At 59.0% G+C, this 23,684-nt stretch carries 17 protein-coding genes and 1 pseudogene; 7 read left to right on the forward strand and 11 right to left on the reverse strand.

Annotation, left to right across the window (positions count from 1 at the left end):
• Positions 1–61 precede the first annotated feature (61 nt).
• Positions 62–520: pseudogene (locus AC1MEE_RS19400) on the forward strand (PTS sugar transporter subunit IIA); the annotation flags it as partial.
• Between the two features lie 78 nt (positions 521–598).
• Complete coding sequence (locus AC1MEE_RS19405) at positions 599–2,080, forward strand: PTS transporter subunit EIIC (protein WP_480411200.1); 1,482 nt, start codon at positions 599–601, stop codon at positions 2,078–2,080.
• Here the strand turns inward: AC1MEE_RS19405 and cutA are convergent.
• Both cutA and purL read right to left on the reverse strand, forming a co-directional pair.
• Complete coding sequence (gene cutA / locus AC1MEE_RS19410) at positions 2,050–2,361, reverse strand: divalent cation tolerance protein CutA (protein WP_480411201.1); 312 nt, start codon at positions 2,359–2,361, stop codon at positions 2,050–2,052. The genes AC1MEE_RS19405 and cutA overlap by 31 nt on opposite strands.
• Before the next feature lie 17 nt (positions 2,362–2,378).
• Positions 2,379–6,275, reverse strand: coding sequence for a phosphoribosylformylglycinamidine synthase (gene purL / locus AC1MEE_RS19415; protein WP_480411202.1), 3,897 nt, complete (start codon positions 6,273–6,275; stop codon positions 2,379–2,381).
• A 190-nt stretch (positions 6,276–6,465) separates the two neighbouring features.
• Between purL and mltF the strand changes: the two genes are divergently transcribed.
• Positions 6,466–7,926, forward strand: coding sequence for a membrane-bound lytic murein transglycosylase MltF (gene mltF, locus AC1MEE_RS19420; protein WP_480411203.1), 1,461 nt, complete (start codon positions 6,466–6,468; stop codon positions 7,924–7,926).
• Between the two features lie 734 nt (positions 7,927–8,660).
• Here mltF and tadA read toward each other — a convergent pair.
• From tadA to treP, 6 genes are all read right to left on the reverse strand, one after another.
• Positions 8,661–9,143 carry a tRNA adenosine(34) deaminase TadA gene (tadA, locus tag AC1MEE_RS19425; RefSeq protein ID WP_480411204.1) on the reverse strand — a complete coding sequence of 161 codons (483 nt, stop codon included), beginning with the start codon at positions 9,141–9,143 and terminating at the stop codon, positions 8,661–8,663.
• A gap of 129 nt (positions 9,144–9,272) precedes the next feature.
• Positions 9,273–9,581 carry a PTS sugar transporter subunit IIB gene (locus AC1MEE_RS19430; RefSeq protein ID WP_480411205.1) on the reverse strand — a complete coding sequence of 103 codons (309 nt, stop codon included), beginning with the start codon at positions 9,579–9,581 and terminating at the stop codon, positions 9,273–9,275.
• A gap of 2 nt (positions 9,582–9,583) precedes the next feature.
• Positions 9,584–12,151 carry a phosphoenolpyruvate--protein phosphotransferase gene (ptsP, locus tag AC1MEE_RS19435; RefSeq protein WP_480411206.1) on the reverse strand — a complete coding sequence of 856 codons (2,568 nt, stop codon included), beginning with the start codon at positions 12,149–12,151 and terminating at the stop codon, positions 9,584–9,586.
• Positions 12,152–12,234: 83 nt separating this feature from the next.
• Complete coding sequence (locus AC1MEE_RS19440) at positions 12,235–13,458, reverse strand: carbohydrate porin (protein ID WP_480411207.1); 1,224 nt, start codon at positions 13,456–13,458, stop codon at positions 12,235–12,237.
• 98 nt (positions 13,459–13,556) lie between these two features.
• Complete coding sequence (treC, locus tag AC1MEE_RS19445) at positions 13,557–15,206, reverse strand: alpha,alpha-phosphotrehalase (protein WP_480411208.1); 1,650 nt, start codon at positions 15,204–15,206, stop codon at positions 13,557–13,559.
• Between the two features lie 54 nt (positions 15,207–15,260).
• A complete protein-coding gene (gene treP, locus AC1MEE_RS19450; protein WP_480411209.1) occupies positions 15,261–16,703 on the reverse strand; it encodes a PTS system trehalose-specific EIIBC component in 1,443 nt (480 codons plus the stop codon).
• Between the two features lie 242 nt (positions 16,704–16,945).
• On the opposite strand from treP, the gene treR reads away from it, so the two are divergent.
• From treR to AC1MEE_RS19470, 4 genes are all read left to right on the forward strand, one after another.
• Positions 16,946–17,650 (forward strand): trehalose operon repressor, encoded by a 705-nt coding sequence (gene treR / locus AC1MEE_RS19455; RefSeq protein ID WP_480411210.1) that lies wholly within the window; start codon positions 16,946–16,948, stop codon positions 17,648–17,650.
• Positions 17,651–17,955: 305 nt separating this feature from the next.
• Positions 17,956–18,402 carry an Ohr family peroxiredoxin gene (locus tag AC1MEE_RS19460; RefSeq protein ID WP_480411211.1) on the forward strand — a complete coding sequence of 149 codons (447 nt, stop codon included), beginning with the start codon at positions 17,956–17,958 and terminating at the stop codon, positions 18,400–18,402.
• Positions 18,403–18,520: 118 nt separating this feature from the next.
• A complete protein-coding gene (locus AC1MEE_RS19465) occupies positions 18,521–18,967 on the forward strand; it encodes an OsmC family protein (RefSeq protein WP_480411212.1) in 447 nt (148 codons plus the stop codon).
• 201 nt (positions 18,968–19,168) lie between these two features.
• Entirely contained in the window at positions 19,169–19,630 is a 462-nt protein-coding gene (locus AC1MEE_RS19470; RefSeq protein WP_480411213.1) for a MarR family winged helix-turn-helix transcriptional regulator, read from the forward strand.
• Between the two features lie 261 nt (positions 19,631–19,891).
• On the opposite strand, the gene guaA is transcribed toward AC1MEE_RS19470, so the two are convergent.
• The 3 genes from guaA to AC1MEE_RS19485 all read right to left on the reverse strand — a co-directional run bounded on the left by guaA (position 19,892) and on the right by AC1MEE_RS19485 (position 23,662).
• Complete coding sequence (gene guaA / locus AC1MEE_RS19475) at positions 19,892–21,469, reverse strand: glutamine-hydrolyzing GMP synthase (RefSeq protein ID WP_480411214.1); 1,578 nt, start codon at positions 21,467–21,469, stop codon at positions 19,892–19,894.
• Between the two features lie 82 nt (positions 21,470–21,551).
• Entirely contained in the window at positions 21,552–23,021 is a 1,470-nt protein-coding gene (guaB, locus tag AC1MEE_RS19480; RefSeq protein ID WP_480411215.1) for an IMP dehydrogenase, read from the reverse strand.
• A gap of 92 nt (positions 23,022–23,113) precedes the next feature.
• Positions 23,114–23,662 carry a sugar ABC transporter ATPase gene (locus tag AC1MEE_RS19485; RefSeq protein WP_480411216.1) on the reverse strand — a complete coding sequence of 183 codons (549 nt, stop codon included), beginning with the start codon at positions 23,660–23,662 and terminating at the stop codon, positions 23,114–23,116.
• Between the last annotated feature and the right edge of the window lie 22 nt (positions 23,663–23,684).

Genomic DNA, 23,684 nt, shown 5'->3' on the forward strand with positions numbered 1-23,684 from the left:
GCAATCCTGGAGCTGGGCTGATTGCGTGGTGCCTGATCGTTCACTGAATGCGGACAGCACCATGCATAGCAATAAGGATGTGACCCTCAGCGCCCCACTCAGCGGCCTGGTGATCGCGCTGGCGCAGGTGCCCGACCCGGTATTTGCCAGCGGCGCCATGGGCGACGGCATCGCCATCGACCCCCCCAATGATTGTCTGTACGCGCCCTGTGCCGGGGTGATCGTGCATGTCGCTCGTACCCTGCACGCCGTGATCTTGCGCAGTGACAATGGCGCCGAATTTTTGCTGCATATCGGCCTCGACACCGTCGCCCTGGCTGGCAAGGGTTTTACTGCGCTGGTCGAAGAAGGCGTGCGTGTCCGCGAGGGCCAGGCATTGCTGTACTTCGATCTCGACAGCGTCGCGCGGCGCTGCACCAGCCTGATCAGCCCCTTGATTCTGATCAACAGTGACCGCTTCAAAATCGTGCCCGTCGCCGACCTGCTGTCGGTCAAGGTCGGTGAGCCGTTGCTGCACATCACCTGAGCAGCGTTCATGCGGTGCGCCAGGCTGCCAACAACACCGAACGCCGGACTCACAACAATAAGGAGAAACGCCATGTACCAGCGCCTGCTCGAAGGTTTGCAGCAGCTTGGCCGCGCGCTGATGCTGCCCATCGCCATCTTGCCGATCGCTGGCCTGCTGCTGCGTCTGGGTGATACCGACCTGCTGAACATCGCGATCGCTCACGCCGCCGGCAATGCGATCTTTGCCAACCTGGCGCTGATTTTCGCCATCGGCATCGCCGTGGGTTTCGCCCGCGACAACAACGGCATTGCCGGGCTGGCCGGAGCCATCGGATACCTGGTGATGATTTCCACGCTCAAGGTACTCGACCCGAAGATCGACATGGGCATGCTCGCGGGGATCATCAGCGGCCTGATAGGCGGCGCCCTGTACAACCGCTTCATGGACATCACGCTACCGGAGTATCTGGCGTTCTTCGGCGGACGACACTTTGTGCCCATTGCCACCGGGCTGGTGGCAGTCGGTCTGGGCCTGATATTCGGCCTGATCTGGCCGCCCTTGCAAGAAGGCATCAACGGCCTCGGTAAGCTGATGCTGGAAAGCGGCAGCGTCGGCGCCTTCGCCTTTGGCGTGATGAACCGCCTCCTGATCGTCACCGGCCTGCATCACATCCTGAATAATCTGGTGTGGTTCGTGTTCGGTACCTTCACCGATCCGGACACCGGGCGCAGGGTGACCGGCGATCTGGCGCGCTATTTCGCGGGGGACCCGAATGCCGGGCAGTTCATGGCCGGCATGTTCCCCATGATGATGTTCGGGCTGCCGGCGGCGTGTCTGGCGATGTACCGCAACGCCCTGCCCTGCCAACGCAAACTGATCGGCGGGGTTCTGCTGTGCATGGCGCTGACCTCGTTTCTGACCGGAGTGAGCGAACCGGTGGAGTTCGCCTTCATGTTCCTCGCGCCGCTGCTGTACCTGATCCACGCGGTGTTGACCGGGTTGTCCATGGCGCTGACCGACCTGCTCGATATTCATCTGGGCTTCACCTTCTCCGGTGGCGCTATCGATATGGTGCTGGGCTGGGGCAAGTCCTCCAACGGCTGGATGATCTTCCCGCTAGGCCTGGTCTATGCGGTGGTGTACTACTTGGTGTTCGATTACTGCATCCGTCGCTTCCAATTGAAAACCCCGGGTCGCGAACAGCTACCTAGCACTGAAACCACCGCCCTGACCGGGATCGAGATCGAACCGCAGGCGCAGGTCGTGAATGCTCATGAAGCGCAACAATGGTTCGCAGCGCTGGGCGGCAGCAAGGTTATGCAACTGGACTGCATCGCAATGACGCGTCTACGGGTACAGCTGAGCGAGGGCCAGCAGATTGCCGAAAGTCGGTTGAAGGCGTTGGGTAGTCAGGGTTTGAGCCCACTGGAGAATGGCGTGTGGCATGTGCTGATCGGCAGTCGCGCCCAAGGGTTGAGCGAGGTGTTGCGGCCGATGGTGGGGAAGCTTGAGGTTGTAAAAGCGATGACGGTGTCACTGATTCATAAATCAGCCAGCTTCCACACTTCATAAGCCGGTGTTTCATAGGGATGGCTCTGTTTCAGAGCCATCACTACTTGAGCGATCAAATCGTCAGTCACTACCAGCTCGACCTTCCATTCCTGCACCTGCTCGATCTCGCCAGTCTGCCCTATGAACGGCTGGCTGCCATCCAACGGGCGAAACTGGCCTTGACCCAGCACCTGCCACGAGCAGCTGTCATAAGCGCCGATTCGCCCGGCACCTGCGGCGAATACAGCGTTCTTGACCTCTTCAACATGGCTCGGCGGAACGAAAAAGCTGAGTTTGTACATGGCTCGATCTTCGCCTGTCAGTTCACCCATACACGCGCATTGCGGAACATGCGCATCCAGGCACCGTCTTCGTTCCACTCTTCCGGACGCCAGGAGTTCTGCACGGCACGGAATACACGCTCAGGGTGCGGCATCATGATGGTGACGCGACCGTCGCGGTTGGTGAGGCCGGTGATCCCGCGCGGCGAACCGTTCGGGTTGGCTGGATACTTTTCGGTAACCTTGCCGTGGTTGTCGACAAAACGCATTGCCACGGAGCCAGACAGATCGGCTTCGAGCAAGGCTTCTGCGCTCGAGAACTCGGCATGACCTTCACCGTGGGCGATGGCGATTGGCATGCGCGAACCGGCCATGCCTTGCAGGAAGATCGATGGCGACTCCTGCACCTGAACCATCGCTACCCGCGCTTCGAACTGCTCGGAGCGGTTGCGTACGAAGTGTGGCCAGAACTCGCTGCCCGGAATCAGTTCGCGCAGGTTGGACAACATCTGGCAACCGTTGCACACGCCGAGGGTGAAGCTGTCCTGACGCTCGAAGAAGCCCTGGAAGGCATCCCGGGCGCGGCTGTTGAACAACGCTGACTTGGCCCAGCCTTCGCCCGCGCCGAGTACGTCGCCGTAGGAGAAACCACCGCAGGCTACCAGCCCTTTGAACTCGTCCAGATCGACGCGACCGGCGAGGATATCGCTCATGTGCACATCGATGGCGTTGAAGCCGGCGCGATCGAACGCAGCCGCCATCTCGACCTGACCGTTGACGCCCTGCTCACGCAGGACCGCTACTTGTGGACGAATGCCTTTCTTGATGTACGGCGCGCTGATGTTGTCGTTCACATCGAAGCCAACCTTGACGCTCAGGCCGGGGTTGTCTTCTTCGAGCAACACGTCGAACTCTTGTTCGGCGCATTCGACGTTGTCACGCAGACGCTGGATCTGATAGCTGGTCTCGGCCCATTGACGTTGCAGCAGATGACGTTGACCACCGAACACCGGCTCACCATTGAAGCTGATGGCCACTTCGTCGTTGTTCACCGGCTGACCGATGACCGCGACGCAATCCTCAAGACCGGCCGCGCTGAACTGCGCAAGCACGTCCGGCGTGTCGTCCTGGCGAACCTGAATCACTGCGCCCAACTCTTCGTTGAACAGAATCGCAGCCAGTTCGGCCGAGGTTTCTGCCAGACCGTCGAGGTACAGGTTCAAACCGCAGTGACCGGCGAAGGCCATTTCCAGCGTGGTGACCAACAGGCCACCATCGGAACGGTCGTGATAGGCCAACAAGTGACCGTCGGCGTTCAGGCCCTGGATCACGGCGAAGAAGGCTTTGAGGTCTTCAGCATCGTCCACGTCTGGCGCGACGCGACCCAACTTGCCGTGCACCTGGGCAAGAATCGAGGCGCCCATGCGGTTCTGACCACGGCCCAGATCGATCAGGATCAGGTCGGTTTCGCCCTTGTCCATGCGCAGTGCAGGGGTCATGGTCTTGCGGATATCGGTCACTGGCGCGAAGCCGGTCACGATCAGCGACAGCGGCGAGGTCACGCTCTTGTCGGTGCCTTCATCACGCCATTGGGTTTTCATGGACATGGAGTCCTTGCCCACCGGAATCGTGATGCCCAGCTCAGGGCACAGCTCCATGCCGACCGCTTTCACGGTGTCGTACAAACGGGCGTCTTCACCGGGGTGACCGGCAGCGGACATCCAGTTGGCCGACAGTTTGATATCGGAAATTTTCGCGATGCGTGAAGCAACGATGTTGGTCAGGGTTTCACCAATCGCCATCCGTCCAGACGCCGGAGCGTCCAGCAGGGCCAGCGGTGTGCGCTCGCCCATGGCCATGGCTTCACCAGTGTTCACGTCGAAGCTGGTCGCCGTCACGGCACAGTCAGCCACTGGCACTTGCCACCGGCCAACCATTTGATCGCGAGCGACCAGACCGGTAATGGTGCGGTCGCCGATGGTGATCAGGAAGCTTTTGCTGGCAACTGCCGGGTGATGCAGAACGCGGGTGACGCTCTCTTCGATGTCGAGGGTGCTCGGGTCGAAGTCATCACCCAGTTCGTCTTCGCGAACGGCCGAACGGTGCATGCGCGGCGCTTTGCCCAACAGCACTTCCAGCGGCATATCCACCGGGCTGTTGCCGAAGTGACTGTCAGTGACCGTCAATTGCGGCTCGGCGGTGGCTTCACCGACGACGGCAAACGGGCAACGCTCACGTTCGCAAATGGCTTTGAAGCGCTCGAAATCCGCAGCGCCAACGGCCATCACGTAACGTTCCTGGGACTCGTTGCTCCAGATTTCCAGCGGGGCCATGCCCGGCTCGTCATTCGGGATGTTGCGCAGCTCGAAACGGCCGCCGCGACCACCATCGTTGACCAGTTCCGGGAAGGCGTTGGACAGACCGCCCGCGCCGACGTCGTGAATAAAGCTGATCGGGTTTTGATCGCCCAGTTGCCAGCAACGGTCGATCACTTCCTGGCAGCGACGCTCCATCTCAGGGTTTTCACGCTGAACCGAAGCGAAATCCAGATCCGCCGAGCTGGTGCCGGTCGCCATCGACGACGCTGCACCACCACCCAGACCGATCAACATCGCCGGACCGCCGAGCACGATCAGCTTGGAGCCGACAGTGATTTCAGCCTTCTGTACGTGTTCGTCACGGATGTTGCCCATACCACCGGCCAGCATGATCGGCTTGTGGTAACCACGGACTTCATCACCGTGCGGGGTGCTGATCGATTGTTCGAAGGTCCGGAAGTAACCGGTCAGGGCCGGACGTCCGAACTCGTTGTTGAACGCCGCGCCACCCAGCGGGCCTTCGAGCATGATGTCCAGCGCCGTCACGATGCGCTCTGGTTTGCCGTACGGCACTTCCCAAGGCTGCTCGAAACCGGGGATTTGCAGGTTCGACACGGTAAAACCGGTCAGGCCGGCTTTCGGCTTGGCACCGCGACCGGTTGCACCTTCGTCGCGAATCTCACCACCGGAACCGGTGGAAGCACCCGGAAACGGGGCAATCGCGGTCGGGTGGTTGTGGGTCTCGACCTTCATCAAAATATGCACCGGCTCCTGCACCGCGCCGTACTGGCGGGTTTCAGGGTCCGGGAAGAAACGACCGGCGACCGGGCCGACGATGACCGCGGCGTTGTCCTTGTACGCAGAGAGGACACCTTCGCCGTGCATCTGGAAGGTGTTCTTGATCATGCCGAACAGGCTTTTTTCCTGATTCTCGCCGTCGATATCCCAGCTGGCATTGAAGATCTTGTGTCGGCAGTGCTCGGAGTTGGCCTGAGCGAACATCATCAGCTCGATGTCGTGGGGGTTGCGCCCCAGAGCGGCAAAGCTGGTCACCAGGTAATCGATTTCGTCATCTGCCAGGGCCAGGCCCAACTCGACGTTGGCTTTCTCCAGCGCGGCGCGACCGCCACCCAGCACATCGATGGCTGTCAGCGGCTTGGGTTCGGCGTGGCTGAACAGACCGGCGGCCTGTTCCAGCGAGCCCAACACCAACTGCGTCATACGGTCATGCAGGCCGCTGGCGATCAGCTCGGCCTCTGCCTCGCTGAACTGGCCTTCTACGTAGAAAGCGATACCGCGCTCAAGGCGCTGGATTTTTGCCAGACCGCAGTTGCGGGCAATATCGCTGGCCTTGCTCGACCATGGCGAAATGGTGCCGAAACGCGGCAGCACCAGAAACAGTCGGCCGCCTGGTTCTTGAACCGGCACCTTGGGGCCGTATTTCAGAAGGCGGGCAAGGACCTGCTGTTCTTCACCGGTCAGAACGCCAGCGACCTCAGCGAAGTGGGCGAATTCAGCATACAAGCCACTGACAGCTGAAACTTTCTGTTTCAGTTGCTCAAGTAATTTGCTGTGGCGGAAGGCAGAAAGGGCAGGAGCACCGCGCAGGATCAACATCTTCGGGACAGCCTCGGGAAGGGGTGTGCTTTGAGGCCGTGCATTCTAGCCTAAACCGGCCCTTTCAGCACCCAAAACGGTGGTTTCTAACGTGGCCGAATGTCGGCGGCCCGAGAACGACCTCGCCCTATCAGACAAGGTCGTCACTGTCGAGATATGGCGGTGGGGGTCCTTTGCGTATACTGCACCCATGTTTTCCCAATCCGCTTTCCGCCCGCGCTGTGTCAAATGGCTCATCGCAACCGGACTCTTCCTGATACTCGGCGCCTGTGTTGAGAAACCCAACACATTGGAGCGAGTCAAGGAGGATGGCGTTCTGCGCGTTGTCACTCGTAACAGCCCGGCCACTTATTTCCAGGATCGCAACGGTGAAACCGGCTTCGAATACGAGCTGGTCAAGCGCTTCGCCGAGGACCTTGGCGTCAAGTTGAAGATCGAAACCGCCGATAACCTCGATGATTTATTCGACCAAATACATAAGCCCGGCGGCCCGGTACTGGCCGCTGCGGGCCTGGTCGCCACTGATAAACGCAAACAGCAGGTGCGTTTTTCCCATCCGTACCTGCAAGTCACCCCCCAGGTTATCTACCGCAACGGCCAGTCCCGCCCAACCTCCGCCGCCGATCTGGTCGGCAAAAAGATTATGGTGCTCAAGGGCAGCAGTCATGCCGAACAGCTGGCCACACTGAAACTGAAAATGCCGAAACTGGAATACGAAGAATCCGACGCGGTGGAGGTGGTCGACCTGCTGCGCATGGTGGATGAGGGGCAGATCGATCTGACCCTGGTCGATTCCAATGAATTGGCGATGAATCAGGTGTACTTCCCCAACGTGCGCGTCGCCTTCGACCTCGGTGATGGCCGTGATCAGCGCTGGGCCGTCGCGCCGGGCGAAGACAACAGCCTGCTGAACGAGATCAACAGTTTCCTCGACAAGGTCGAGAAGAACGGCACGCTACAACACTTGAAAGATCGCTATTACGGGCATGTCGACGTACTCGGCTATGTCGGTGCCTACACCTTCGCCCAGCATCTTCAGCAGCGTTTGCCGCGTTATGAAAAACACTTCCGCACATCGGCCAAGGAAGAACAGGTGGATTGGCGACTGCTGGCCGCTATCGGCTATCAGGAATCGTTATGGCAAGCCGACGTCACCTCGAAAACCGGTGTGCGCGGCATGATGATGCTGACCCAAAACACGGCTCAGGCCATGGGTGTTGCCAACCGGTTGGACGCCAAGCAGAGCATCGAGGGTGGGGCAAAGTACTATGCCTACATGAAGGATCAGCTGGATGACAAAATTGAAGAGCCCGATCGTACATGGCTGGCTCTCGCTGCCTACAACGTCGGTAGCGGTCATCTGGACGATGCGCGCAAATTGGCCGAAAACGAGGGCCTGAATCCAAATAAATGGCTCGACGTTAAAAAAATGCTGCCGCGTCTGGCACAAAAACAGTGGTACCGAAAAACCCGCTACGGCTATGCCCGAGGCGGCGAACCGGTGCATTTTGTCGCCAACATCCGGCGTTATTACGACATCCTCACGTGGGTCACACAGCCACAGCTCGAAGGCAGCCAGGTCGCCGACGGCAACCTGCACGTGCCGGGCGTGGACAAGACCAAACCGACCGAAGAGAATCCGGCGCTTTGAGTTTGATGCGGCAAGCCAGCTCCTATCAAACAATGCATAACCATTTGAAATAAAAAGATTATTTTGTAGGAGCGCGCTTGCCCGCGATGGACCGCGAAGCGGTCCCGAAAATGCGGAGCACAGTTCTACTGCCAGAATCGAGTTCGCCGACTTTGCGACTGCTCCGCAGCCGATCGCGGGCAAGCGCGCTCCTACATTGACCGTGTTTGCTGCGCGACAGCGCGGCGTCGAAGACGGGGCGGGATCTCCTATCAAACAACCTATAAATCATTGATAAATAATATTTTATTTCCGATATTTTTCGACTAGGCGCTGATCAATTGTAGGAGCTGACTTGTCTGCGATCCAGTTCAAAGCGCTGGCAAAAATGGTGAACCCACCATCGTCGGAAGGTCCTTCGGCCCTTATCGCAGACAAGTCAGCTCCTACACCCAGACCGAGCTTGCTGCGCGACAGCGCGGCGTCGAAGACGGGGCGGGATCTCCTATCAAACAACCTATAAATCATTGATAAATAATATTTTATTTCCGATATTTTTCGACTAGGCGCTGATCGATTGTAGGAGCTGACTTGTCTGCGATCCAGTGCGAAGCGCTGGCAAAAATGGTGAACCCACCATCGTCGGAAGGTCCTTCGGCCCTTATCGCAGACAAGTCAGCTCCTACACCCGACCGAGCTTGCTGCGCGACAGCGCGGCGTCGAAGACGGGGCGGGATCTCCACGTTGATCACGCGTCAGACTTTCGCCCGCCGCGCCCTGAAGAACTCACTCAGCATCGTCCCGCACTCCTCTGCCAGTACACCCCCTTCGAACAACACGCGATGGTTGAGAAAACCCTGACTGAAGAACTGTCCCTGACTCTGGACGATGCCTGCCTTGGGTTCGAGCGCGCCGTAGACCACGCGGGCGATGCGGGAATGCACGATCAAGCCCGCGCACATGCTGCACGGTTCGAGGGTGACATAGAGGGTGCTGCCCGGCAGCCGATAGTTGCTGAGTGCCTGGGCGGCAGCGCGGATGGCGACCATTTCGGCGTGGGCGCTGGGGTCGCTACCACTGATCGGGCAGTTGAAGCCGCGCCCAATGATTTCACCGTCCTGCACCACGACCGCGCCCACCGGCACTTCACCCAGGATGGCACCCTGCGCAGCCAGCACCAAGGCTTCACGCATGAAGTGTTGATCCTGACTGCGATCAATAATCTGCGGTTGTCTCATAAACGTAGTCACCTCACGTATCAGAAGCAGACCAGCGCCCGCAAAAGGCGAATACGATACACCCGCAGTTGAGCAACAGTAAGGGCTGCGCGGCGACTGGCCGCGGGTTGGGAGGCGACAGACCGTCATTTACGGAGCGTCAGCGGCCTCCAACCCCACCAGTAAATGAAAGACACCTTCCGACAACGTCATCACGCCCGCGACGCCAGCAGCAGACAGAGCCGTTCGATCCATCTGCGCGGCATCGTGCAATTCCACCCGTAAGCGCGTCAGGGCGACCCGTTGCCGGGACTTGAGGTTGTTCAAACCACCCAACGCAGCAATCACCTCCGGCTGAACAGCCAACGCGTTATCCGATGGAGCCGTAACCTTAACCTGATCCGGCACCAAATCCGGCGTCAGCGCTCTCCAGAACATCCGATGCAATTTTTCGAACATGCTCAGCTCTCCAATACCAACGGGGTAATCACCGCTGTCTGTTGATGGTGGTGGTGCAACACCTCACGCACCTGTGCGGCGCTTTCCAGGCCCAGCACCTGTTGGGCGATGGCCTGGCAGTCGCTCAGACTGACTTCGCGGATCGCCGCTTTGATGGCCGGAATCAGCGGCACGCTGACCGACAATTCATCGACCCCTAGCCCGAGCAATACCGGCACTGCCAGGGTCTCAGAGGCCAGTGCACCACAGACGCCGACCCATTTGCCGTGAGCATGAGCGGCTTTCACGGTGCCGGCAATCAAGCGCAGCACCGCTGGGTGAAAGCTGTCGGCCTGGCTCGCCAACTGCGGGTGGTCGCGATCCATGGCCAAGGTGTACTGAGTCAGGTCGTTGGTACCGATGGAAAAGAAATCCACTTCAGGCGCAAACAGATCAGCCATCAAGGCTGCAGCCGGGACTTCGATCATGATGCCGAGTTTCGGCAACGCATTGAGCCCCAGCGCTAGCGCTTCCTCTTCCAATAACTGACGAGCCTGCCGCAGCTCGGAAAGCTGGGTGACCATCGGCAGCATGATGTGCAAACGAGTCTGCCCGGCGCAGGCAAGAATTGCCCGTAACTGCTGGCGCAACAATTCGGGACGCTGCAGACACAGGCGAATACCGCGCATGCCGAGGAAGGGGTTGGCCTCGCTGTCCATCGGCACGTAGGCCAGCGGTTTGTCGCCGCCGACATCCAGCGTGCGCACCACTAGATTGCGTTCCGCCCCCAGCGCCTGAGCGATGGCGGAGTAAGTGGCGCTCTGCTCCGCATGACCCGGTGCACTGCTGCGATCCAGATAGAGGAACTCGGAGCGCAGCAGGCCCACGCCTTCACCGCCGAGTTCCAGCGCCTGCTGCACCTCTTGCAGCGACGCCACGTTGGCGGTCACTTCGAAGTGGTGACCATCGCGGGTGCACGCGGCCTGTGACGCTTGCTCGGTCTCCCGTTGACGCTGTAGTCGTTGCTGCTGACGCTTGCGCTGCAGCTGCTCGATATCGCCCTGGGACGGATCAAGGTGCAATTGGCCCTGATCGGCATCGAGTAACACGTGCGTACCACTGGGGACTGTCAGTACTTGGATCGGCAGCCCGCACAAGGCCGGCAAGCCGAAAGCCCGGGCAAGAATCGCGACATGACTGGTAGCTCCGCCGCCGACCGTGGCGAAACCCAGTACCTTGCTGGTGTCCAGCCCGGCAGTCTGCGATGGGGTGAGTTGATCGGCAATCAGAATGGCGTTCTCCGGCAACTCCCATACGCTGTCCTGCACACCGAGCAGCAGCTTGAGCACCCGTTGGCCAACATCCGCCAGATCCAGCGCGCGCTCGGCCAGCAGCTGGCTGCCCAGGCTTTGAAAAAGGCTGGAGGTCGCTTCGGTCGCGCTTTTCCAGGCGAAGGCAGCACTCTTGCCCTGAACAATCAGCACCTGAGCCTGTTCGAGCAAGGTCGGGTCGTCCAACAGTTGCTGGTGCGCAAGGAAGATCGCCGCTTGTGGACTGCCGACCGACGCATCCTGCAAATCTTGCAAGGCCAGCCGAGCCTGGCTCAACGCCTGATGCAGACGCTGCTGTTCGACGGTTTCGCCAGCACCGGCTTCACTGACCATAAGTGCCTGTTCGGCGACCTGGACCACTCGACCCAACGCCGACCCCGGTGACGCGCACACGCCACGCAGCAGGTTCGTCAACAACGCCTCAGCAGGGATGACCACAGCCATCGGCTCGCTGACTGAGGCTACGTCAGCCGTTTCGCCACATCCAGCGGCAATCAGTTCGACCAGCGTCTCGAGCGCCAACTCGGCATCGACTCCCGTAGCACTGACCCGTAGCGCATCGCCCTGAACGGTCTGCAACGCCATGATCGCCACCAGGGATTTGGCGTTGGCACTGGCCTCTCCCTTGTGCAGGCTGATGGTCGCGACGAAATCCTTGGCGGCATGGGCAAACACCGCTGCCGGACGCGCGTGCAGACCGTTGTGGTTGGGTAGCGATACCGGCGCGGAGAACACCGCCTGCGCTTGCACGTCCCCAGGACCAGCCCCTTGTGCCTTGCCACTCACAGACTCATCGCCCAGGCTCAGCCCCAATAACGGCTGCCCGCACTCGATCAAACCGGTGGCCGGAGCCAAGGCACGGATCTTTTCCCCACTGACCACCAGCATCAGCGTCAACAGACTACGCGCGTGCAAGGCGATGTAGTCCGCATCGAACTCGATCAGCCCCTGCCCGACCTCGACCCGCTCGCCCTCCTTGACCAACCGTATGAAGCCCTTGCCCGCCAGGTTCACAGTGTCCAGGCCGATGTGCATCAACACCTGGACGCCACGCTCGTCGGTAATGCTGATGGCATGACCACTGTCCTGCACATTGCTGATCACGCCGGCCAACGGCGCCCGAAGGACGTTGGACGTGGGATCGATGCACACGCCATCGCCGATCAGACGGCTGGAAAACACCGGATCAGGCACCTGTTCGAGCGGCATCAGAACCCCGGACAGGGGCGCGAGTAGTTCCAAGCGTTGGGTTGCGGTCATGACGTTACCTGCTGCTCTGGTTTTAAGAGCTATTTGAAGAGCTGTTTAAAGCGCTGGCGCAGCGACTGCCCCGCCAGCATCGCCTATTTCCACCAATACTCGACCTGCAAACCGACATTCGACCCATGCAACGCATTGCCGAAAGCGCCGCTGTCGGACAACGCCGAACCCGCCGCCAACTCGCTGGCCGCACGCTGGGCCGCCGCGTTCCAACTGGCGTAGGTGTAGTAGAGACGGACTTCCGGGCGATCCCAGAAATCCGGCCCCTTGGGTGACCAGGTCGGCGCGAAGGTGAACTTGCTCAGCTTGCGCGTCCCGCCTGCCGCTTCGACCTGATCATGACCCAGTTCGGTGACCAGCTTGAACTGGTCGGTAATGGCATAGGACGGGCGAATACCGAGAGAGATCCAGTTCTGCCCATTGCCATCCGGGCGGATGTCTTTCTGATAGACCGCCTCGACCTGCCCGCCAAAACGGGGTGTCACCTGCCAGTCGAAGAATTCCACTACCCGATAGCTTTTATTGCCCGCATCAAGGCCGACATCGCCGGTGTAGCCCAGGCCGGTGCCGGGGCCTTCACCGTATTGCAAAGCCAGTTTGTTCTTGCCGCCGAGAAACCCGGTCTGTACATGCTGGCCAGTGATTGCCCAGCCTTGGTGAGTGTCGCGGCGGTCCGGCGCATCGATGTAGCTCAGGCCGAACTCCAGCTCACCGCCGGGGTTGGTCTTGAAGCCCGAGACGTTGAAGTCGTGACGGTTGATGTAGTCCTTCTGGTACAGATTGTCCTTGCGAGAAAAGGCGTAGCTGTACTTCAGGTCGCCAATCTTCACGTCCTCGATACCTGCGCCGGTTCCGCTCTGGTTCCAGTAGTAGAAGTCGGAAATATGGATATCGTTACGCTTGTAGTAACGCCGACCGGCCCACAACGAGCCACCGTTCAGAGCAGGCAGCTTCGACCATTGCGCATACAACTGCGGCATCCGTACCGAACCATCATCGCCTTGAAAGGTCAGGCTACGGTCATAGTGGTTATACAGAGATGCCATGCCATCGACACTGAGTACCGAACCATCGTCGAGGGTGAGCAGATCCTGACTCAACTCCAGTTCGGCGTACTGTTCGCATTCGTTGCCAAGCCGATATTTCGACAGCGCTCCGGGCAACTGAAAACAGGTTTGCGAGCTGCCGTTCAGCGAAGTCCCCAGACCGCTACGCAAATACCCGGCGAACTCCAGAGCTTGAGCCGATAGTGGCAATGCCAGGCACACGCAGCACGCGGCAAGGCTCCGATTAAGTGTTGTTCTCATTAGTCACCCATTATTTTTATTGTGTTCGCCCTGCCAATACTTGAGCGCAGTTGTCCCGCGCACGTGTCATGCGAGCGTGTTCAAGAGAATGATTTTTCTTATTGATCCGAGAGGTACAGCACGAATGACTCGTATGGCCGCAAGAACAACTGCCGGCCGCGCGGCGGGCAATCGCTGTAGTTACTGATCAGTACGCGCTGATACATCGAGTCGGTGATCACCCCAGCCGGCAAGTTGACCTCGCAGGCGGTTGCATAGAAGTTGTTCAGCACCAGTAATCGTTCACCCACTCCGTCACGCAGGTAAGCCCAAATCCGGGTGTGCTCGGGCAGTAATTGTCGATACACGCCATGCTGAATCAGATCATTAGTGCGACGCAGGGCAATCAGTTGGCGATAGTGATGCAGCACGGAGTCCTGATCACCGCGTTGCTGCTCGACATTGATTCGCGCAACGTTTTCCGGCATACCGATCCAGGGCTCTGCGCTGCTGAAACCGCCGTTCGCCTCAGCGCTCCACTGCATCGGCGTGCGCCCATTGTCCCGCGACTTTTGCATGATCGCCGCCATGCTTTGCGTTTCGGACTCACCCGCCTCGCGCTTGATGCGATAGATGTTCAGGGTCTCGACATCGCGGTACTGCTCGATGGCAGTAAAACCCGGATTGGTCATGCCCAACTCTTCACCCTGGTAAATGTAGGGTGTGCCCTGAAGACAGTGCAGTGCAGTCGCGAGCATCTTTGCAGACACTTCCCGGTACTCGCCGTCATCACCAAAACGCGACACCACTCGCGGCTGATCGTGGTTACACCAGAACAGCGCATTCCAGCCGCCACCCGCCTGCATGCCGGTCTGCCAGTCGGAAAGGATGCGCTTGAGTTCGAGGAAGTCGAAATCGGCGCACACCCACTTCTGCAGGTTTGGGTAATCGACCTTCAGATGGTGGAAGTTGAAGGTCATCGACAGCTCTTTCGAGTCGGGACGGGAGTAACGAATGCAGTGTTCAAGACTGGTCGAAGACATTTCCCCGACATTGATCAGGTCGTGGCCGGCAAACACCTCACGGTGCATTTCCTGCAAGTACTGGTGAGCGTTCGGACCGTCGGTGTAGAAACGTCGACCGTCAGTCTCATCCTCGGGGAAGTCCGCCGGTTTGGAAATCAGGTTGATCACGTCCAGCCGGAAACCACCGACCCCCTTGTCGCGCCAGAAGCGCATCATCGCGAACACTTCTTCGCGCACCTGCGGGTTATCCCAGTTCAGGTCGGCCTGGGTGTGGTCGAACAGGTGCAAATAGTACTGACCGGTCTGCGCCTCGTACTCCCATGCCGAACCACCGAACTTCGACTGCCAGTTGTTCGGCTGATCGCGCCAGATGTAGAAGTCCCGATACGGGTCGTCGAGGCTGCTGCGCGCCTGCTGAAACCAGGCGTGCTCAATGGAGGTGTGGCTGACCACGATATCGAGCATCAACTGGATGCCGCGCTTACCGGCTTCGGTTATCAATAGGTCGAAGTCGGCCATCGAGCCATAGCTTGGGTCGATCGCGTAGTAATCGCTGATGTCATAGCCGTTGTCGCGTTGCGGCGAGCGCAGGAACGGCGTGATCCACAGGTAATCAACGCCCAGCCAGTGCAGGTAGTCGAGCTTGTCGACGACACCGAGCAGATCGCCCGTCGGCTGGCCGGCGTGGCTGTAGAAACTCTTCGGATAGATCTGGTAGATCACCGAACGCTGCCAGTCTTTCATGGCGTACTCCTTATTGCTTCAATGTGTTCTGCGGTGTCCCGGCGAATAGATCGTTCAGGCCACGCGATAACCGGGCCTAATGATCTTCATGCTCAGCCCGCAGGTCAGAACGAACGGCACCACAATCGCAATCAACATGCCGACCACGAACATCGGGATGTACTGCGGAATGATCGAGATGAAACCCGGCAGGCCGCCAACCCCGATGGCCGAGGCCTGAACCTTGTTCAACGAGAGGAAAATGCTGCCCAGCGCCGAGCCGGTCAGCGCGGCGTAGAACGGAAACTTGTAGCGCAGGTTGACGCCGAACATCGCCGGCTCAGTGATACCGAAGTAAGCGGAAATCGCCGAGGTCGAGGCCATGCTGCGATCCCGTGCATTGCGACTCATGTAAAACACTGCCAGTGCCGCACTGCCCTGAGCGAGGTTGGACATGACGATCATCGGCCAGATAAAGGTCCCGCCCTGGGTGGCAATCAGTTGCAGGTCCACCGCGAGAAACATGTGGTGCATACCAGTGATCACCAGCGGCGCATAAAGCAGGCCGAAAATTGCCCCGCCGACCATGGGTGCCAGATCGAACAGCATCACTACGCCTTCGGTGATCAGAATCCCCAGGTGCCGGGTGACCGGGCCAATCACCGCCAACGCCAGAACACCGGTGACCACGATGGTGGTGATCGGCACCACCAACAGTTGAATCGCATTCGGCACTCGCGCCCGCAGCCATTTTTCGATAGTGCTCATGACCCAGGCCGCCAACAGGATCGGCAGGATCTGCCCCTGGTAACCGACCTTTTCGATGCGGAACAGCCCAAGGATGTCGAAATACGGCAGGCTCTGCCCGTCCAGCCCGGCAACCGCCTTACCGTAGTTCCAGGCATTGAGCAGATCGGGATGGACCAGCATCAGGCCGAGGACGATACCGAGGATCTCGCTGCCACCAAAGCGCTTGGCCGCCGACCAACCGACCAGCGCAGGAAGAAACACGAAAGAGGTGTTGGCCATCAGGTTGATCAGGCTCCAGACGCCATCCAGCATCGGGTAGGCCTCGAGCAGGGTCTTGCCCTCAATGAACATGCCTTTGGCGCCGATCAGGTTGTTGATGCCCATTAGCAGACCGGCAATGATCAACGCTGGCAGGATCGGCATGAACACATCGGAGAACACCCGTACCAGCCGCTGCATGGCGTTGGTCTTGTCGACGCCCTTGCGCTTGACATCGGCAATGGTGGAGGCAGCCAGGCCGGTCAGCTCGCGCAGAGCGGCATAAACCTTCTCGACTTCGCCGGGACCGATGACGACCTGCAACAAACCACCGGTGAAGAACGAGCCTTTGACCAGATCGATCTGGGAAAGCGTGGCGTTGTTGACCAGGCTCTGGTCTTTCAGCGCCAGACGCAGACGGGTGACACAATGAGCGGCCTGCTCGAGATTTTCAGCCCCACCGAGACTCTGGAGAATCTCGCGGGCAATATTCGGATAATCGTGGCTCATGCTTTTCTTCCGTTATTTCTTGTTATTGGAAAGCGTTATTGGAGAGCGTTATTGGCAGTGCGCCGAGACGAAAAATACTCGTACAGACGAGTTAAAGCAACAACTCGTACAGACGAGTTTAAAATTATTTTTGCAGGACCCGACAAATGGACAAACACCTGACCTGCCCTTAAGGTTCCAAACCTTAAGGACACTGCGGCCGCCAGCATTGAAGGCCGACCTCCGATTCAAGGCGATACCCCATGAGTAAGTACAACCAGATCTATAGCGATCTGCTTGCCAGCATCACCACGGAACAGTTGGAAAAAGGTACGCGGCTGCCCTCGGAAACCGAGCTGATGGAAAGCTACCAGGCCAGTCGTGGCACCGTGCGCAAGGCTATTGAGCAACTACAGGAACGCGGCTTCGCGCAGAAGATCCATGGCAAGGGGACGTTCGTACTCTCACGCAGCCCGATCGAATTCCAGCTGGGCGGGATCGTCAGCTTCCAGGAAACCCATCCGGGCCTGGGCGACATGATCAGTACTGAAGTGGTCGAGTTCTGTCAGTTTCCCCTCGAAGGGGCGCTCCAGGAACGCCTGCAGGCCGAACCCGGTAGCCCGATCATTCGCATCAAGCGGGTACGGCGAATCGACGGCAAGCGGATCATTCTCGACATCAACCATTTTGTCGCCGATCTGATTCCGGGGCTGGACCGGGAGATTGCCGAACACTCGATCTACGCCTACATCGAACAGACCCTGCAACTGAACATCAGCTTCGCCCAACGCACCATCGAAGCGGCGCGCTGCAGCAAGGAAGATCAGCAGTATCTGGACCTCGACGGGCAGAGTCATGTGATCGTGGTCAAGAACCAGACCTTTCTCCAGGACGGCCGCCAGTTCGAGTACACCGAGTCGCGACATACATTGGACAAGTTCTACTTCTCGGATGTGGCGCGACGCTGACGGTCGCTTCGTTTGCGCGCCTTGGCCAATCGAACAAGCGAGGGACTGCTGCCGATTTGATTCAACACATTGCAGGTTCAGCCAATGAAGACCCTCAATGGTCGCCGGCGGCTTGCTCGACAGCACCAGCCGACTCGATCACGTCGATGAACGTGCGACCGCGCGACTTCGGCTTAAATAAATCGCATACGATTTAATCGCACGCTATTGACATCGTCGATCTTCATCTTCATCATTCAACTCATGCGACTACATCGCATACGACTTAAATGTGTTCAACACCCTTATTCACAAAGGAATTCATCATGACCAAGATCGAACAAGTCCTCCACTCAGGCAACAGCCACGCCACGGTCAATCGCGACCCCAATGCCCAGCGCGGTGAGTACGGCGTCCTCGACCTCAAGCTGTCAGCGCCCGGCGTTGAAAGCCGCGAGTTTATCGGCACCGAGCTGCACCCGAGAGCCGAGCAGTTGTTTTCGGGCGCGTGGTCGGCCTGCTACATCAGCGCGTTCGAGATTGCGGCCTCGTTGAAGAAGGTCAAGCTGCCGTCAGACTACTCCGTGAACATCCAGGTGAGCATTGGGACGGTCGGTGCCGGGTGGTGCATCGGCGCCCAGTTCACCATCCGCGCGCCGGGTCTGGCACCGGCAGTCGTCGAGGCAGTCGCGCACATGGCCCACCAGATCTGCCCGTACTCGAAGGCTGTGCACGGCAACATCGAGGTCGGCCTAAACGTCGTCACGGCGTGATCGGATAAGGCATGCGAGTCTTGCCAAATATCCTTTTTTACCACTATATATATCGCACGCGATTTAATCGCATAAGATTTTAACCCGTTTAACACCCTTACTCACCAAGGAATTCACCATGGACAAGATCGAAACAATCCTCGCTTCCGGCAACACCCACGCCACGGTCAATCGCGACCCTAAACTCCAGCGCGGTGAGTTTGGCGTCTTCGACCTCACGCTGTCAGCGCCCGGTCTTGAAACCCTCGAGTACATCGGCACCGAGCCACACCCAATAGCCGAGCAGTCGTTTGCGGGCGCGTGGTCGGCCTGTTACATCACCGTGTTCGGGATGGCGGCCTCGCTGAAGAAAGTCACGCTGCCGCCTGACTATTCCGTGGACCTCCAGGTAAACGTTGGGCAGACCGGTACCGCGTGGTTCCTCGGTGCCGAGTTCACCATCCGCGTGCCGGGCCTGGCAACGGAAGTCGTCGAGAAAATCGCGCACCTGGCCCATCAGATCTGCCCGTACTCGAAGTCTGTGAACGGCAACATTGAAGTCCGCACGAACATCGTCACGGCGTGATCCGCCGAGGCACGTGCATCTCGCTGATACACGTGCCTCTCCGGACGGTCCCAAGCAAGGAGCCATGCCGCCGCGACGCCGCGCGACAGGGGCTGCTCACTACGCGGTGGCAGTCGAGGTTTCACTCCAATGCGAGAAAATCGCATGCAATGTATTATTGTGCCTTTGCAAGACGTGGGTCTTTAGCCAAAGAGGATACAAATGAAAACTACGAACCAAGCGCCCGCTGCGGTCGTGCCGCTCTCAGACTACCTGTGCTTTGCGGTCTATTCCGCGAACCTGGCGTTCGGTAAGGCGTACAAGCCGATCCTCAAAGAGCTTGGGCTCACTTATACGCAATACATCACCGTCATTGCCCTGTGGGAGGAAGACCAGCAGACCGTCAGCGGTCTTGGCCAGAAGCTGTTTCTGGAATCCAACACGCTTACGCCGATCCTGAAGAAGCTCGAGGCCATGGGTTATCTGGAAAGGCACCGCGATCCCGAAGACGAGCGGCAGGTACGGGTCAGTCTCACGAAAACCGGCCGACAGCTGCGCGAAAAGGCCCTGGAGATGTCCCGCACCGTGGAGACCGGGCTCGCGCCGGACGAGTTCAAGAAAGTGCAAAAGGTAATCGTGCAGCTGCGTAGCAATCTCATCAACGCCGTCCAGTCCGACGAATGAGCGTTGAGTAGCCCGATTGACACAATCGTTTGCGCGCCTTGGCCAATCGAACAAGCGAGGGACTGCTGCCGATTTGATTCAACACATTGCAGGCTCGACGAATGACAATTCTGTAGGAGCGCGCTTGCCCGCGATGACGGTGTGTCAGACGCAGAAAGTCCTTCGGACTTTATCGCGGGCAAGCGCGCTCCTACAAAGGTTTTGTGGCAGACATAAAAAAACCGCTGATCGCTCAGCGGCTTTTTTACAACTCAGCTCACATCATTCCCACTCAATGGTCGCTGGCGGCTTGCTCGACACGTCGTAGGTGACGCGGGAGATGCCTTCGATTTCATTGATGATGCGACCGCTGACGGTTTCCAGCAGTTCGTAAGGCAGGTGTGCCCAACGTGCAGTCATGAAGTCCACGGTTTCCACGGCACGCAGGGCCACAACCCATGCGTAACGACGGCCATCGCCGACCACGCCTACCGATTTCACCGGCTGGAACACCACGAACGCTTGGCTGACTTTGTGATACCAGTCGGCCTTGCGCAGCTCTTCGATGAAGATGTGGTCAGCACGACGCAACAGGTCGGCGTATTCCTTTTTCACTTCACCGAGGATCCGTACGCCCAGGCCCGGGCCCGGGAATGGGTGACGGTAAACCATGTCGTACGGCAGACCGAGTTCAAGACCCAGACGACGCACTTCATCCTTGAACAGCTCACGCAGCGGCTCGACCAGTTTGAGGTTCATCTCTTCCGGCAAGCCACCCACGTTGTGGTGCGACTTGATCACGTGGGCCTTGCCGCTTTTCGCGCCAGCCGACTCGATCACGTCCGGGTAGATAGTGCCCTGGGCCAGGTACTTGATGTTGTCCAGCTTGCAGGACTCGGCGTCGAACACGTCGATGAACGTACGACCGATGATCTTGCGTTTTTTCTCTGGATCGCTCTCGCCCGCCAGATTGTCGAGGAACTGATCGGCGGCGTTGGCGCGGATCACTTTGACCCCCATGTTCTCGGCGAACATGGCCATCACTTGCTCGCCTTCATGCAGACGCAGCAGGCCGTTGTCGACGAAGACGCAGGTCAGTTGATCGCCGATGGCCTTGTGCAGCAGCGCCGCAACCACCGAAGAATCGACACCGCCGGACAGGCCGAGCAGTACGTTGTCGGTACCGACCTGGGCACGGATCTGCGCGATGGCGTCGTCAGCGATGTGCGACGGCGTCCACAGGGCTTCGCAACCACAGATGTCGAGGATGAAGCGCGACAGGATGCGGCCGCCCTGCTTGGTGTGGGTCACTTCCGGGTGGAACTGCACGCCATAGTAGCCGCGCTTGTCGTCGGCCATACCGGCGATCGGGCAGCTCGGGGTGCTGGCCAGCACGTGGAAGCCTGCCGGGATTTCAGTCACTTTGTCGCCGTGGCTCATCCACACGTCGAGGCCGAAGACGCCGTCAGGATCGACGTGGTCTTCGATACCATCGAGAACGCGGCTTTTGCCAACCACATCAACGCGGGCATAACCGAATTCACGCAGCTCGGAACCCTGCACGCGACCGCCCAGCTGTTCAGCCATGGTCTGCATGCCGTAGCAAATACCGAAGACCGGCACGTTCAGGTCAAACACTGCCTGTGGCGCGCGTGGGCTATTGGCTTCGTGAACGGACTCGGGGCCACCGGCGAGAATGATCCCGCGTGGGTTGAATTCGCGAATCGCTTCGTCGTCCATGTCGAACGGATGCAGTTCGCAATACACGCCGATCTCACGCACGCGGCGGGCGATCAGTTGGGTGTACTGGGAACCGAAGTCGAGGATCAGGATGCGGTGGGCGTGAATGTCGAGGGCCATGACTCATTCTCGTCAGTGGAAATCAGAAACAACACGGGGCTGCTAGCAGCCCCGATTACTTGGATGACGCTGAATACCGCTTTTAGCCTACGCGATAGTTCGGCGCTTCTTTGGTGATCTGCACGTCATGGACGTGGGACTCAGCCATGCCGGCGCCGGTGATGCGTACGAACTCAGGCTTGGTGCGCATCTCTTCGATGTCGGCGCTGCCGGTGTAACCCATCGAGGAACGCAGGCCACCCATCAGTTGGTGAACGATAGCCGTCAGCGAGCCTTTGTAAGCAACGCGACCTTCGATGCCTTCCGGCACCAGCTTCTCGGCACCTTCCGAAGAATCCTGGAAGTAGCGATCGGAAGAACCTTGCGCCTGGGACATCGCACCCAGCGAACCCATGCCGCGGTAAGCCTTGTAGGAGCGACCCTGGAACAATTCGATCTCGCCTGGAGCCTCTTCGGTCCCTGCGAACATCGAGCCCATCATCACGCAGGATGCACCGGCTACGATGGCCTTGGACAGGTCACCCGAGAAACGGATGCCGCCATCGGCGATCAACGGAACGCCTGTGCCTTCGAGGGCAGCGGCAACGTTGGCGATGGCGCTGATTTGCGGCACGCCGACGCCCGCGACGATGCGCGTGGTGCAGATGGAGCCAGGACCGATACCGACCTTGACCGCATCGGCGCCAGCTTCAACCAACGCCTTGGCAGCAGCGCCCGTGGCGATGTTGCCGCCAACGACCTGCACTTCAGGGAAATTCTCTTTGACCCAACGGACGCGATCGATCACGCCTTTGGAATGGCCATGAGCGGTGTCGACCACCACCACGTCAACGCCGGCCGCGACCAGGGCAGCGACGCGTTCGCCGGTGTCCTTGCCGGTGCCGACTGCCGCGCCGACACGCAGACGACCTTGATCGTCCTTGCTCGCCAACGGGTAAGCCTTGGCTTTTTCGATGTCCTTGACGGTCATCATGCCCTTGAGCGCGAACTTGCCGTCGACGATCAGGACCTTTTCCAGGCGGTGCTTGTGCAGCAACTCACGCACTTCGAACTTGTCGGCGCCTTCGCGAACCGTGACCAGACGCTCTTTAGGCGTCATCACTTCACGAACGGTGGCATCCAGACGGGTTTCGAAACGCACGTCGCGGGACGTCACGATGCCGACCAGGTCGCCATCATGCAGCACCGGTACGCCGGAAATGTTGTGCAGACGCGTCAGTTCGAACAAGTCACGCACCGTGGCATCTGCCTCGATGGTGATCGGGTCCTTGACCACGCCGGCTTCGAACTTCTTGACCTTACGCACTTCGGCAGCTTGCTGCTCGATGGTCATGTTCTTGTGAATAATGCCGATACCACCTTCCTGAGCCATGGCAATGGCCAGACGGGCTTCAGTGACGGTATCCATTGCGGCAGAAACCAGCGGAATGTTCAGCTCGATGCCACGTGTCAAACGTGTCTTCAAACTAACTTCGTTAGGAAGCACCTCGGAATAACCGGGCACTAGGAGAATGTCGTCGAAGGTTAGAGCTTCTTGGCTGATACGCAGCATGCGGGGGCTCCCGAGCGGGAAATTGGAAGCGCGCCATTATACCCAGACCGGCCCGTCGGCTCAATGTAAACCTCAGCCTATTATCACGCTGCTTATAAATGCACTTTGACGAATGAAACCGGACGATCCAGACGCTCAGCGAATTCGTCGAGAAAACTCTGCGTGAACGAGGCGTCCAGCCAGTTATTGAAGATGAAACCCAGGTTGGAAAAGCCACAGGCCTGCAGGAACAGAAAGCCATTGATGTCGTCTTCATGCCCGCATTCCGGGCAGATGAAGTTGTCAGTGTTGCCTGGCATCCAGTCTTCCAGACTGTCGAACAGCGCCTCACCCACTTCTTTCCTGCACTCGGGGCAACCGGCTTCCTCGGCGAAATCGGTCAGCGGGGTGAAGATGCAGCGCTTGGTAACCAGCTCCAGACCGTTGATCGCTTCCCCGAACGGCAATGCCTCCGGGTTTTCAACGATATCTCGGGCGCCGGGCGCAACCGCGTAGGCCATTTTGTTGAAGCCACGGCCGCAGGTGGTCAGCTGCGGCTCGATGATGTTCTTGTTCACCAGCCAGCGCAGAATCAATCGGGCCTTGGCCTCATGTCCGGGAAAGTCGGAAATCTGCGGGACGATGATGCTTTGGGTGTTCATGGGAGACGCCTGTTACTGCTAC

Source organism: Pseudomonas sp. ASL3 (assembly GCF_056680425.1).